This window comes from Flavobacterium profundi, from assembly GCF_006491645.1.
GTDB lineage: Bacteria > Bacteroidota > Bacteroidia > Flavobacteriales > Flavobacteriaceae > Flavobacterium > Flavobacterium profundi.
The window spans coordinates 81049-95410 of the sequence record NZ_VDCZ01000002.1 but is presented as its reverse complement, the minus strand read 5'-3'; the positions used below and the strand labels follow the sequence as shown (position 1 = coordinate 95410).

13 protein-coding genes are annotated in these 14362 nt (G+C 29.2%); 7 read left to right on the top strand and 6 right to left on the bottom strand.

Annotation, left to right across the window (positions count from 1 at the left end):
* Positions 1-49 precede the first annotated feature (49 nt).
* Positions 50-937 (bottom strand): hypothetical protein, encoded by an 888-nt coding sequence (locus tag FHG05_RS03225; RefSeq protein ID WP_140996576.1) that lies wholly within the window; start codon positions 935-937, stop codon positions 50-52.
* 136 nt (positions 938-1073) lie between these two features.
* Here FHG05_RS03225 and FHG05_RS03220 point away from each other — a divergent pair, with 136 nt between their 5' ends.
* Together FHG05_RS03220 and FHG05_RS03215 are read left to right on the top strand one after the other, a co-directional pair.
* The gene (locus FHG05_RS03220; RefSeq protein ID WP_140996575.1) at positions 1074-2105 is read left to right on the top strand and encodes a formimidoylglutamase; all 1032 of its coding nucleotides are present in this window, start codon (positions 1074-1076) and stop codon (positions 2103-2105) included.
* An 87-nt stretch (positions 2106-2192) separates the two neighbouring features.
* Positions 2193-3455, top strand: coding sequence for a DEAD/DEAH box helicase (locus FHG05_RS03215; RefSeq protein ID WP_140996574.1), 1263 nt, complete (start codon positions 2193-2195; stop codon positions 3453-3455).
* 11 nt (positions 3456-3466) lie between these two features.
* On the opposite strand, the gene FHG05_RS03210 is transcribed toward FHG05_RS03215, so the two are convergent.
* From FHG05_RS03210 to FHG05_RS03200, 3 genes are all read right to left on the bottom strand, one after another.
* The gene (locus FHG05_RS03210; RefSeq protein WP_140996573.1) at positions 3467-5683 is read right to left on the bottom strand and encodes a tetratricopeptide repeat-containing hybrid sensor histidine kinase/response regulator; all 2217 of its coding nucleotides are present in this window, start codon (positions 5681-5683) and stop codon (positions 3467-3469) included.
* A 257-nt stretch (positions 5684-5940) separates the two neighbouring features.
* Positions 5941-7635: an energy-dependent translational throttle protein EttA gene (ettA, locus tag FHG05_RS03205; protein ID WP_140996572.1), complete on the bottom strand. Its 1695-nt coding sequence runs from the start codon at positions 7633-7635 to the stop codon at positions 5941-5943.
* Positions 7636-7681: 46 nt separating this feature from the next.
* Positions 7682-7864 (bottom strand): CAL67264 family membrane protein, encoded by a 183-nt coding sequence (locus tag FHG05_RS03200; RefSeq protein WP_008258152.1) that lies wholly within the window; start codon positions 7862-7864, stop codon positions 7682-7684.
* Between the two features lie 600 nt (positions 7865-8464).
* On the opposite strand from FHG05_RS03200, the gene FHG05_RS03195 reads away from it, so the two are divergent.
* Complete coding sequence (locus tag FHG05_RS03195; RefSeq protein ID WP_140996571.1) at positions 8465-9121, top strand: hypothetical protein; 657 nt, start codon at positions 8465-8467, stop codon at positions 9119-9121.
* Here the strand turns inward: FHG05_RS03195 and holA are convergent, their stop codons facing one another.
* On the bottom strand, positions 9122-10126 hold the full coding sequence (holA, locus tag FHG05_RS03190; RefSeq protein WP_140996570.1) for a DNA polymerase III subunit delta: 1005 nt from the start codon (positions 10124-10126) through the stop codon (positions 9122-9124).
* A gap of 57 nt (positions 10127-10183) precedes the next feature.
* Between holA and FHG05_RS03185 the strand changes: the two genes are divergently transcribed.
* The 4 genes from FHG05_RS03185 (at position 10184) to FHG05_RS03170 (ending at position 13296) form a co-directional block, all read left to right on the top strand.
* Positions 10184-10627, top strand: a complete 444-nt coding sequence (locus FHG05_RS03185) for a type I restriction enzyme HsdR N-terminal domain-containing protein (RefSeq protein WP_140996569.1) — start codon at positions 10184-10186, stop codon at positions 10625-10627.
* 9 nt (positions 10628-10636) lie between these two features.
* The gene (locus FHG05_RS03180; protein WP_140996568.1) at positions 10637-11632 is read left to right on the top strand and encodes a glycosyltransferase family 2 protein; all 996 of its coding nucleotides are present in this window, start codon (positions 10637-10639) and stop codon (positions 11630-11632) included.
* A gap of 72 nt (positions 11633-11704) precedes the next feature.
* The gene (locus FHG05_RS03175; RefSeq protein ID WP_140996567.1) at positions 11705-12544 is read left to right on the top strand and encodes an OmpA/MotB family protein; all 840 of its coding nucleotides are present in this window, start codon (positions 11705-11707) and stop codon (positions 12542-12544) included.
* Between the two features lie 176 nt (positions 12545-12720).
* Entirely contained in the window at positions 12721-13296 is a 576-nt protein-coding gene (locus FHG05_RS03170; RefSeq protein ID WP_140996566.1) for a chalcone isomerase family protein, read from the top strand.
* A 42-nt stretch (positions 13297-13338) separates the two neighbouring features.
* Here FHG05_RS03170 and FHG05_RS03165 read toward each other — a convergent pair whose 3' ends face one another.
* Positions 13339-14361 (bottom strand): carboxypeptidase-like regulatory domain-containing protein, encoded by a 1023-nt coding sequence (locus tag FHG05_RS03165; RefSeq protein ID WP_140996565.1) that lies wholly within the window; start codon positions 14359-14361, stop codon positions 13339-13341.
* Position 14362 lies beyond the last annotated feature (1 nt).

Sequence of the window (14362 nt, the reverse complement as noted above, 5' to 3'; positions counted from 1 at the left end):
CGGAACTTACACAAGTTCCGTTTTTTATTTGTTAAAAGTAACAGGTTAATTATTTTAAAACAAAGCTTGTTTTAGAAACATTTTCACCTTTTTCGCTGAATACATTTACAAAGTAAGTACCTGCTTCAAAGTTGTCTCCTGCTAATTCTTCAGTAACTTGTACCGATTTATTTTCATACTTAACAGTAGTAATAAAACTATACGTTAAAGTTTGATCATCTCCCATTGGAATTGTTTTCTTTTCTCCTAAGATATTTCCTTTTGTGTCCATTACTTGAACATAATATTTTCTATCTCCAGAAGACGCAATTTGATTTTCAGCAATAACGAAGCTGATTTTTAATTTATCTGCTCTACTTGCTTTAGTAGTTTCAATTTGTTTACCAGAACTTCTTTCTTTAACTGCTAATACATTTAAGTTTAAAACTGCTAATTTAGAAGCTTTTTCAATCGTTTTAGTCATATTGTTATTTTGAACTAAAAGCGTATCTGTAAACTTTCTGTTTTCTTCTAAAACTGTATTTGTACTGTCTAAAGAAGTAGTTAATGTTACATTTTGTTCTTTTAATAATTTATTTTCCGCCACTAAATTATCCATTTCTCTTTTTAAACGGAAATACTCATTTTTATAACGAGCCATAGCTTGTACATCACCTTTAGATTTCTCTAATTCTTCTAAAAGTTTTGTCATTTCTTCTTTTTGAGCATCAATATCGCCTTTTAATGCCGTATTTTCTCCTGACATTGCTTCTAATTCAGCGATTCTAGCTTTAATATCATCTTCTAAAGCTGCTTTTTCTGTGCTTAATTCTGTTACTTGTTTTTTGTTATCAGAGGTTAATTTGTAGATATAACCAATACTACCTAACAACAATAATGCTAATACAACTATTGCTGCTTTTAATCCCGAATTACTTTTTGTGTTTGTGTTTTCCATAAATTTTGGGTGATTACTTAATTTTTGGGTGATTACTTAATTTTTAAACAAATTTACAATTTATAAAGTATTTATTCAATCTAAGAACGAAAGTTATATTAAAATAGTATTTTTGAAATGAAATTTTTTTTACAAAATGGAAAACATACAACTATTAACAGTTAAAGATTTAGCTAAAATCACACACCACAGAAGCGGTGAGATTAAATTAGGAGAAAAAGCATTGACCGTTCCTTCTGATGAAAATCTTTGGGATTATATTACCAATTGTGAAGCTCCATTTGTTCTTTTTGGTATTCCAGAAGATATAGGCGTGAAGGCTAATTTAGGTAGAATTGGTACAGCATCAGCTTATGAAAGTGCTTTAAAAAGTTTGGTAAATACACAACACAATAAATTTTGTAAAGGAAATCATTTATTGCTTTTAGGTCATTTGAATGTGACCCATGAATTACAAGAAGCAAATGAATTAAAAGTATCCAATAAAGAGCATAAAAAGAAACTGTTCAAATTAGTTGAAAAAATTGACAAAGAGGTTTCTCATATTATTCATCAAATTATAAAATGTGAAAAGATACCTATTATAATTGGCGGAGGTCATAACAATGCTTATGGAAACATCAAAGGATTGGCTTTAGCCAAAGGAAAACCTGTAAATGCCATTAATTTTGATGCACATACCGATTTTAGAATTTTAGAAGGTAGACATTCCGGTAATGGCTTTAGTTATGCTTTTGAAGAAGGTTTTTTAAAAAAATACTTTGTTTTTGGGTTACATGAAAATTTTGTTTCCAAAAGTGTATTTAATTCGATAAAAGAACAAGAAGCGCGATTGAAATATGTTTCCTATGAAGAAGTTGAAGTTAGAAAACAAAAAACCTTTGCTTCCCAATTAGAAGAAGGCTTATCTTTTATCAAACAAGATCCTTTTGGTGTTGAATTGGATTTAGATGCTATTCCAAATATTCCTTCAAGTGCTATGACTTTGAGCGGATTTAGTGTGCAACAAGCAAGAGAGTATATACATTATTTTGGTAAACATAAAAACGCTTCTTACTTGCATATTTGTGAAGGAGCTCCAGATTTAGACAATACTACTAACAACCATTTGACTGGAAAACTAATCGCCTATTTAATTACCGATTTTATTAAAAGTAAAACGTTATAAACCCAATTCTAAAGGGTGTAAATACTTTACGCTATTCTATAAAATAAAGTCTATTTAGTTTTGATTACCTTTGGAGAAAATTTTATCATGACATTTAAAGATCTTCATTTAATTAATAATATTCAACAAGCTCTAGAAGAAGAAGGATATAAAAGCCCTACTCCTATTCAAGAACAAGCCATTCCTGAAATATTAGCCGAAAAAGACTTAGTAGCTTGTGCGCAAACTGGTACTGGTAAAACAGCTGCTTTTGCGATTCCAATTATTCAGTTGATTCATCAAATTGTGGGTTCAGCCAAAAAAACCAAGAGAATAAGAACCTTAGTGATTACGCCTACTCGAGAATTAGCCATTCAAATTGGCGAAAGTTTTGATACCTATGGTAAGTATACCAATATTAAAACCTTAGTAATTTTTGGAGGAGTAAATCAAGTGCCTCAAGTAGATCAATTAAAAAAAGGAATCGATGTTTTAGTGGCTACACCAGGACGTTTATTGGATTTATACAAGCAAGGATTTATTGACTTGAATCACATGCACCAATTGGTTTTAGATGAAGCCGATCAAATGCTTGATATGGGTTTTATTAATGATGTAAAAAAGATTATCAAACTAACTCCAGATAATAGACAAACCTTATTGTTTTCTGCCACAATGCCTTTAGCAATAAGGGAATTAGCCGATACCTTTTTAACACAACCAAAATATGTTTCTGTTGCTCCTATTTCTAGTACTGCGGAAACGGTGAGTCAAAAAGTATATTTTGTTGATAAATCCGACAAAAGGAATTTATTGTATCATTTAATTCGCAATGACAATTTGAAGAATGTTTTGGTTTTTACTCGTACCAAACACGGTGCAGACAATGTAGTAAAAGCCTTAAAAAAACATGGTGTTGAAGCGGGTGCTATTCATGGTGACAAATCTCAAAGTGCTAGGCAACGCGTATTAGAAAGCTTTAAAAATAAAGAAATTCCAGTTTTGGTGGCGACCGATATTGCGGCTCGAGGTATTGATATTGAAAGTTTACCTTATGTAATCAATTTTGATATTCCAAATATTTCTGAAACCTATGTACACCGTATTGGTAGAACGGGTAGAGCAGGAAATTCTGGATTAGCGATTTCCTTCTGTGGAAAAGATGAAAAAAATTATTGGACTGATATCGAAAAATTAATTCGTATGAAGGTGAAAGTTGTCGATAATCATCCATATCCTTGGAAAGAAGAAGAAGAAAAAGAAGGTGCAAAGCCTGATTTAAGGAATAAAAACAAAAACAATTCGGGTAAAAAGAACAACAAATCTAGAAAATCAGACGGTTCAAAAAAGAATAAAAAAAGATGGTATTAATAAGATACCATCTAAGCTTGTTCTTTTTCTTTTAAATTGATATGAAAACGAATCATTTGAAATAATTTTCGCGTATCAAAAGGTTTTGCAATAATATCATCTATACCAGAAAGTTTTGCTTTTTCCTGAACTTCTTCTTTTTCAAAAGCAGTTACCGCTATAATTGGAATGGTATACCCTTTTTGACGAATTAACTTCGTAGTTTCAAAACCGTTTATTTTTGGCATGTTAATGTCCATTAAAACAGCATCAAATTGATATTTTTCCAATAATTCTAAAGCATAAAAGCCATCATCTGCAATTTCACATTGAAATTTATGATTCTCCAATAATTTTTTAGTGACAATCTGATTGATTTTATTATCTTCTACAATTAATATTTTATAGGTTTTTGGTAAAGATAAATCTACTTCAATGTTGTTTACAAACTCATTGACTTTGTTTTCGCCCGATTCAAAAGGAATGGTAAAAGTAACTGTTGTACCTTTATTAATTTCACTTTCCAATTGAATATCACCTTTGAATAATTCTATTAATTTTTTTACAATGGTTAACCCTAATCCTGTTCCTTGATAATCGTCTTCTTTTCGATCTATTTGAACAAATTTATCAAAAACTTTGTCTTGATATTCTTTTGGAATTCCGGCTCCAGTATCCTTTACTTTAAATTTAATATAAACCGATTCTTGATCTGTTTTTTCTAAATCTGCAGAAATCGTTACCTTTCCATCATGAGTAAATTTTAAAGAATTACTGACTAAATTTAAAATGATTTGAGACAGTCGAATACTATCTCCTATTATATATTCTGGAATTCTTTTATCAACTTTAATTAATATATCATTATTATATTTTAATGCAATATTGTCTAAAGAGTCTTTTATAGTTTCTAATTTATCTTCTAGATTGAATAAATTATTTTCTAAAACTACTTTGTTCTCTTCAAATTTATATACCTTGAGTATGTCATTTACTAGTGAAAGTAAATAATTCGCTGAAAATTTTAGCGCTTTTAAATGCGGACTATTTTCTAATTCTTGGTGTTCTACTTCAATAATATCGGTAATTCCAATTACGCCATACAAAGGAGTTCTCAATTCATGACTAATAGTGGATACAAATTGAGATTTTACAATAGAAGCTTCTTCCGCCTTTTCTTTTGCAATTTTTAGTTTTTCATTGGCCTCTTTTAATTCTTCATTTGATTTTCTTCTTATTTTATTTAATTTTAATTGAGAATATAAAATAATTAAAGTAGTCAAAAAAATAACACCAATTAAAATGATTAAAATTTTACTATTCAGAAGCCTTTGATCTTGCATTCTTTTATCGGCTTCCATTCGAATTAAATCTTTTGTAACCTCTTCACTTTCAATTTGTTTAATTAACCCTTTAACTTTTTCATTTCTTTGATTTTCATAATCTACTTTTCTCAAAGAGTCGGTAGTTAACAAATATTTATAGGCTTTATCAAACTGTTTTCTTCGGTAATAAAATAAAGAGATACTTTCATTCATTCCTATTTCATGTAGCGGATTGAAATTTTTATGCTTCGCTTGACAAATGCTTAATGCTTTTAATAAATTGTGTTCTGCAATAGCTAAATTTCCTTTGTATTCTTCATAATCACCACTTAATGAGTAATAAAAAAATTGTGCTTCGTGTTCGTTTTTTAAAGAATCAATATGTGGTCTAACTTCATTTAAATGGATTTTTCCTTCTTCAAATTTTTTATCTTCAAAATAAGTATTAACCAAATTTAATTTATTATAGGCAAATTCAATAATATCGACTCTTTTTGCATATTCTAGAGACTGCAAATAATATTTAATTCCTGTCTCATCGTCATCTTTATTATAAGAGTATACGTTTCCTAAATTATTATACAACCAACTTTTAATCGTATCATTATCTGTATTTTCGGCATGAATGAGCGCTTTATTGTAATAATCTATTGCTTTATCATAATCGTAAATTTCAACAAAATTTAAACCAATAAAATTATAGGCTTTTGCGATAGAAGCTTCGTCGTTACTTTTTATAGCTAATGACAATGCTTTTTTCGCATTTTGAAGCGACAATTCAGGCCGATCAGAATGCAAATATTTTCCTGACTCTCTAAGGTATTTTTGAATCGCTTTTGCGTTAGTATTTTGACTTTGCGAATTACTAACTTGGCAAAAAACGAAACATAAAATAACAAGAAGTGTCTGAAATAAATGATTCATTGAAAGCGATTTGGATAAATTATAAGATTTTGTGACACGTTAAAAATACTATTTTTAAATAAATAAAACTATTAAAAAATGGATTTGTTAGGTTAATTTATTAAGAATCTACTGATTATATTAGCTAAAATAGCTACGTATTGTCATAAATGATGTATATTTCATGGTAAGATAATTTAATCAAATAATCTTACCATGAAAAAGACCTATTAAATTTTTAATAGGTCTTTTGTATAAAACATTTTATTGATTAGAAATTAGTTTCTAATCAGTTTTTTATATTTAATTCTGGTTGGAGTAACCTCTTTACCAAGTCGTTTTTTCTTGTTCTCCTCATATTCTGAGAAACTACCTTCAAAGAAATAGACTTGAGAATCCCCTTCAAAAGCTAAAATGTGCGTACATACTCTATCCAAGAACCATCTGTCGTGAGAGATAATTACAGCACAACCCGCAAAATTTTCTAACCCCTCTTCCAAAGCCCTTAATGTATTAATATCCAGATCATTTGTTGGCTCATCCAATAACAAAACGTTACCTTCTTCTTTAAGTGTCATTGCTAAATGCAATCTATTTCTTTCACCTCCTGAAAGGGTAGCTACTTTTTTATTTTGATCGCTACCACCAAAATTAAATCGCGAAAGATAGGCTCTTGAGTTCACTTGTCTTCCTCCCATCATCATTAATTCTTGACCATCACAGAAATTCTCATAAATGGATTTTTCTGGATCTATATCACTATGCGATTGATCTACATAAGCTATTTTTACAGTATCTCCTATTTGAAAAGTTCCATTATCGGATTGCTCTTCACCCATAATCATTCTAAAAATAGTTGATTTTCCAGCACCATTAGGTCCAATGATACCAACAATTCCTGCTTGAGGTAAAGTGAAATTTAAGTCATCATATAATAATTTGTCACCATAAGCTTTGGCAACATTTTTAGCTTCAATTACATTGGTACCTAATCGAGGTCCATTAGGAATATAAATTTCTAATTTTTCTTCTAAAACCTTTTGATCTTCATTTAATAAACGATCATAATTTTGCAAACGTGCTTTTTGTTTGGTTTGCCTTCCTTTTGCTCCTTGTCGAACCCAATCTAACTCTCTTTCTAGTGTTTTTCTTCTTTTTGAAGCTACTTTTTCTTCTTGTTCCATACGTTTCGATTTTTGATCTAGCCAAGAAGAGTAATTTCCTTTCCATGGGATACCTTCTCCTCTATCTAATTCTAAAATCCATCCTGCCACATTATCTAGAAAGTAACGATCGTGAGTTACAGCAATAACAGTTCCAGCATATTGTTGCAAATGTTGCTCTAACCACAACACCGATTCTGCATCTAAGTGATTGGTAGGCTCATCCAGTAATAAAACATCTGGTTGTTGTAATAACAAACGACAAAGCGCTACACGTCTTCTTTCACCTCCAGATAAATGCTTAATTGGAGTATCTGCTTCAGGTGTGCGAAGGGCATCCATAGCAACTTCTAATTTATTATCAATTTCCCAAGCACCAGCAGCATCAATTTTGTCTTGTAATTCTGCCTGACGATCCATAAGTTTCTGCATTTTATCAGCATCTTCATAAACTTCAGGCAAACCAAAACTGTCGTTAATTTTATTAAACTCATCAAGTAACGCATAAATTTCTGCAGCTCCTTCTCGAACTATCTCAATAACAGTTTTAGTATCATCTAATTGTGGTTCTTGCTCTAAATAGCCTACTGTATATCCTGGTGCAAATACAAGATCTCCTTGAAAATTTTTATCTAAACCTGCAATAATTTTTAATAAAGAAGATTTTCCAGAACCATTCAGACCTAAAATTCCAATTTTCGCTCCATAAAAGAAGCTCAAGTAAATGTCTTTTAGAACTTGCTTATTTGTGCTAGAGTAAATCTTGTTTACTTTAGACATTGAAAAAATTACTTTCTTATCGTCTGACATATTTATTTATTCAATTAATTTTATTCTCTATATTTAAAAATACCTTTTATACTCTACCTTTCAAAGCATTAAAAACCCATGCAATGGCAAAAAAACCAACACCAACTGCAGAAAAACCCCAACCTGCCACATCTGCATAGCGATAAATACCAAGACCTATCAATAATAATCCCATAAGTATCATAATAAAAGTAGCCCAAGCTAATACTGTATTTTTATTCATTCCCATTTTGTATCGTTTTAAAAATTTGAGGACAGCAAATATACAAAATCTAAAATTATTTTTAAGTGGTCTGTTTTTTAGAATAAAATGTACTTAGTATTCTTTAACTTAAAACTATATTTACATAAATTTAACACTTTAAGTCTAAAAAAATTAACATATTAACTTTTTTTTTGTAAATTTACAATACAACTATAAAAACAAACTTCTAAATAACTATCTATAAGTCTTGTTAGAAATTAAGATTAGTATATCTTTTATTTCTAATAATTGATTTAGTAATTGTTGTTTTTCATTACTGCAATGGAGGGCAATTGAACTATTTATAGGTATTTATGAAACTAGTATTATTATCTCTTTTTGATCCTCAAATTATCCAAACGAAATTCTCGTTTAGGAAGATAATTAATAACATTATATTTTCTCCATTCGATTCTTGTAATCGAATTTATTTACAAACTATTAATTTACAAAAATTTCAAATTTATTATTCCATTATTTATCCTCAACTGGAAGTACCCTAGTTGAGCAATAGCTACTTTTTCTTGATTTAAAAAGAGTATAGTTTACTATTAACCGTGAAATATCAATTTAATCTTACTAACTATGAGAAATTTTAGACTTTTACTAACGGTACTCCTTTTGAATTTATTTTCTGTACATTCACAAGTGGGTATTAACTTAACTGACCCTCAAGCTACTTTACATGTTGATGGAGATGTAATTGTAGAAACTGTGCCAAAATTAACAACGCCATTAACAAAAACCCTTACCCTAAATGCAACCGATAATAGAATAGAATATACAGACGCTGCCAAATCTTTTGTTAAAGGTTTAGGAGGTTCTGGATTTACTGTATTAGGCGCTACTTTATTAAGTGGTTGGAATCAGATTTCATTTCCTACCATAGATTTTGATGAAAATTCGGATTATAATACAACCAATCAATATTTTGTTGCGCCATTAGATGGAATTTATAATATTGCTGTATATGTAAAAATGACATCCTTAGTTAGTGTTTCCGATTTAGGAGTAGGAATTTTCAAGTTTTCAGGTGGAACCACAACTTTAATTGCAGATGAATCTTATGAATCCTTATCTGTTACGATTTTAGGTATTGGTGTTAATTCTCCACCCGTAAGAAGCACACAAACCTTAGTGAAGTTAGTTGCAGGAGAACGCATTTACTTTGGAATAAAATCCAGTAACCTACTCGTTTTTAACAACGCTGACGCTCAATTTTCTATATTTCAAGTAAAATAGTTAATTAAAGATATGAATCAGCATTTCTTTTAATAAATCATTCTGAGAAAGTGAGTTTGCCCCAACTCCTTTACTCTTTACATCTACCTCTCGTAAAGCAGAAACAATTGCACTTACCTTCTTCATGGGATAATTTCGAATGGCCACATCGTAATCTGAAACGAAATAAGGATTAATTTTTAAAACTTTTGCCACATTTGCTTTTGATTTATCTTTCAAGCCATGATATTGCAACAATTGGGAAAAAAAACCAAATACCAATCCAGTAGTAACCACAATAGGATTATCTTTTGGATTTTGAGAAAAATAAGTAATAATTTGATAGGCTTTTAGTTGATTTTTCTCCCCTATTGCTTTTCTAAGTTCAAAGTTATTATAATCTTTACTAATACCTATATTATCTTCAATATCTTTTGCTGTAATGGTATGTCCTTGAGGTAGTATAATTTTAAGTTTATCCAATTCATTACTTATCTTAGATAAATCGGTTCCTAAAAACTCAACTAACATAGCAGCTGCTTTAGGTTCAATAGCATATTTTTGACCAGACAAAACTCTTTTTATCCAATCACCAACTTGATTTTCATATAATTTTTTACTTTCAAAAACGACACCCGTTTTACTTAAGAGCTTGGTTATTTTTTTTCTTTTATCTAACGTCTTGTATTTGTAAGCAAAAACTAAAACAGTTGTTGGCTGCGGATTTTCAGCATAGGCTTCTAATTTATCAATATTTCGAGATAATTCTTGTGCTTCTTTTACAATAACCACTTGTCTTTCTGCCATCATAGGATAACGCTTGGCATTAGAAACAATATCTTCTATTGAAGTATCTCTTCCATATAAAACAACTTGATTAAAGCCTTTTTCATCTTCTGTTAGTACATTATCTTCAATATATTCCGTTAATTTATCGACATAGTAAGGTTCTTCACCCATAAAAAAATAGATCGGTTTGTAATTTCCCGATTTAATTTCTTTTATAATTTGTAACACTTCATCCATAATATTCAATAAAGCAAGTATTGTTGACCGTTTATTTTATTTCGTTAATTTTGCGAAATGATTCCATTGCAATTTCCAACCTATTCCTTTCGGTTCAAAAATAGTGAAAATAAAACCTTTATTTTTGATGAAATTCGAAAAAAATTTGTGGTACTCACACCAGAAGAGTGGGTTCGTCAAAATACCATACACTATTTAATTCAGGAAAAAAAGTATTCTAAATCTTATATTAATGTTGAAAAATTAGTAAAAGTAAATGGAATAAATAAACGCTATGATATCGTTGTTTTTAATTCAGATGGAAGTATTTTTTTGCTTATCGAATGTAAAGCACCCGAAGTTGCTATTTCCCAGCACACTTTTGATCAAATCGCTCGTTATAATTTAGTTTTAAAAGCAACGTATTTAATGGTTACCAATGGCTTAAATCATTATTTTTGCCAAATGGATTTTGAAAATGAAAAGTATCGTTTTCTAAAAGAATTACCATATTATAATTGAAAATTCAAGATGAAAAAAATAGCTGTCGTTATCTTAAATTGGAACGGGGTCGATTTATTGAAACAATTTTTACCTAGCATACTTCTATATTCTGAAGAAGCCACAATTTATGTAGTAGACAATGCTTCTACAGATACATCTCTTTCGGTATTACGTACTGAATTTCCATCCATACATATCATAGAAAACGAAGGTAATTTTGGTTTTGCTAAAGGGTATAATGAAGGATTAAAGACTATAAAAGAGCCCTATCTTGCGTTAGTTAATAGCGATATTGAAGTTACAAAAAATTGGTTACAACCTATTTTAAATCAATTTGAACAAGATTCCTTAATTGCTATAATTCAACCTAAAATTTTAGATTTTAAAAACAAATCTTATTTTGAATATGCTGGAGCTGCAGGTGGTTTTATAGACAAATATGGATATCCGTATTGTAGAGGGCGAATTTTTGATAAAATTGAAGAAGATAAAGGACAATATGATACTACTATAAATATTTTTTGGGCTTCAGGAGCCTGTTTCTTCATTCGCAACCAAGTATTTCAAGAATTATATGGCTTTGATGAAGATTTTTTTGCCCATCAAGAGGAAATTGATTTGTGTTGGAGAGCGCATAATTTAGGTTATCAAATACAATTCTGTTATGAGTCGTTGGTGTATCATGTAGGAGGCGCAACTTTAAGCAATGAGAATCCTAAAAAAACCTATTTAAATTTTAGGAACTCTTTATATATGTTGACTAAAAATTTACCTGATAATAAATTAGTTCCTATTTTATTTATAAGATTACTTTTAGACGGTGTAGCTGCCTTTCGTTTTTTAAGTCAAGGAAAGTTTAAACATCTATTTGCCATCTTACGTGCTCATTTTCATTTTTATAGCAACTTTAAGCATTATTACAAGAAAAGAAATTCACAAAATATTAGGAATTACTATACAATATCTTCAATTGTAAATCGTTTTTTTATACAAAAACAACAAACTTATACAAAAATATTTTAACAATAGTTTAGCTATTATTATTTTAAAGTTAGACATAAATGTTCTTAATTTTGTATCAAAATAAATTGAATTATGAAGAAAATCACCGTAGTTGCAGCCGCATTAATGTTGACCTTTACGTCATGTGTTTCTAAAAAGAAATATGCGGAACTAGAAAACAAAAACAAAGAAATTCAGGATTTATTAAATTCTGCGACAGTTAAATTGAATAACTGTTTGACTGAAAAATCTGCCATGAGCGATCAGTTAGATTATTTGAAAAAAAATAACTCTGATTTGATTAACAGTTCTAAAGAATTAACAGTGTTAACCACTAAAGGAGCAGAAAATCTTGAAAAATCATTAGAAAGTTTAAAAGAAAAAGATTTAAAAATATCAAGACTTCAAGACGCTTTGTCTAAAAAAGATAGTGTTACTTTAGCTTTAGTAACTAGTTTGAAAAAAGAAGTTGGTTTAAACGACCCAGATATCAATGTAAATGTTGAAAAAGGAGTTGTATTCATATCTATAGCCGACAACTTATTATTCAAATCAGGAAGTTATGAAGTAAGTCCAGGTGCGAAAACCGTTTTAGGTAAAGTTGCAAAAGTAATTAATAGTAAACCCGATTTTGAATGTATGGTTGAAGGACATACAGACAATGTGCCAATTAAAAATACAGTATTATTAGACAACTGGGATTTATCTGTTAAAAGAGCCACTTCTATTGTTCGTGTATTACAAAATGATTTAGGTGTAGATCCAAAACAGCTTATACCAGCTGGTAGAAGTTATTTTATTCCTTTAGTAGCGAATGATACTCCTGAAAACCGCGCTAAAAATAGAAGAACAAAAATTATCATTTTACCTAAAATCGATCAGTTCTATGATATGATTGAAAAAGAAATGAAAAGTTTGAGTGAAAATAAATAATCGTCGATAAGACATTTTAGAATAGTATAAAAGCATGATTTAAAAATCATGCTTTTATTTTTGGCATTACTTTTGTAACTATATGTTTTAATATTAATAAAAATTATTTTTTTTATTAAAAAAACGTTATCTTTATTATTAATTAATTAGTTTTGTAAACCCAAATTTTGAAATTTATGAAAAAAATTATTTTGTTATTAGCTTTTCTGTTGAGCGTATCAGCATTTTCTCAAGATGATTTAGATGTTGATGGAATTAAAATTAAGAAACACATCAAGGTTCGCGATTCAGGTGGGAAAACCAAATTAGTTCTTAATGGATATGGGATTCGAGATAAAATGTGGATTAACTTATATGTTCAGGCTTTATATTTGACTGAAAAAACAGACGATCCTAAAAAGATTTTAGAATCTGATGAAACCATAGCTACTCGATTATATGTAACTTCATCTTTAGTAACGAGAGAAAAATTAATCAAAGCCATTGAAGAAGGTATTGAAAAATCATATCAAAGTGAATTAGAACCTTTAAGAGATAGAATGCACAAATTCATGTCTTTCTTTGAAAATGTAACTGAAAAAGGATATTTAGAATTCGTTTATTCTAAAGAAGATGTAAAAACCTATGTATTCATCAATGATAAACTAACAGGAGAAATTGAAGGTCTAGACTTTAGAAAAGCACTTTTTGGTATTTGGTTAGAAGATCGATGCGTAGACCGTACTTTAAAGAAAAGATTATTAGGAAAATAATTTATATAAACTATAAAAAGCGCTTCAATTGAAGCGCTTTTTTTATAAACCATAATTCGTTGGTAACAAATCTCCTATTTTTCTAGTTGTAATATCTCCAGAAAAATATATTTTATCATAATCCGTAAATTGACCAAAACGATCCACATAAAAAGTATCCGTAAAAAAACTTATTTTTGATTGTTCTTTATTATTGAACAAAATACTAAATTCTGCTACAAAATTATTTTTGGCGCTCTTTTTTTGTTGCGCAACTTTAATTTTATATAAAGCATTACTTTGATTTGAAATTTCAAAATGTGTATCAGGTGACGTCATAAAACTTCCTTCAAACAATAAGAATTCCTTTTTGTTCCATTGCTTTGCAATTAGATTTCTAAAAAAATGCAAAGAAGAACCTTCGTAAGATTTTTTTCTCCTTTTAGTATATTTACTGTCATTATTAATTTCTGTAAAAAAAGAAGTACCTGCATACAGAGCATTAATAATATCCAAACTTTTAATACTTAATTTATAAAATTGACATTCAAAATCTATTAATTGAAACTGAATTTTATAGTTCAAATAATTATTTTTTATTACTAGAGGTTTATCAGCGTATGCCTTAAAAACAAAGTTTTTTTTATCATAATCAAAATAAAGTTCGTCTTCATTTTCAATAACACAATTACTACCCGCTGTATTAGTCCCTAAAAATTGTTCTTTAAATAGTTTAAGCATCTCAGCTCTAGTAAATTGATTTCTTTGAACCACAACTTCTTTTAATGCTTTAACTTCTTCATTTAAAGTTATATATAGAAGATTTGATTCATTTTTAATATTCTGATATGAAGTAGTATAGCCAAAATAGCTAACTACTAAAATCGAATTCATTGAAGACGACAATAATAGTTTAAAATAACCTTTATCATCTGTTGTTGTTCCAATAGTTGTACCGTCCACATATACGGATGCTCCAAATAAAGGTTCTTTATTTGTATTACTGACCCAACCTTCTATTTCAATTTGAGAAAAACAGAAAATACTTTTTAATAATAAGAAAAATAGCACCCAATTTGCTTTCATA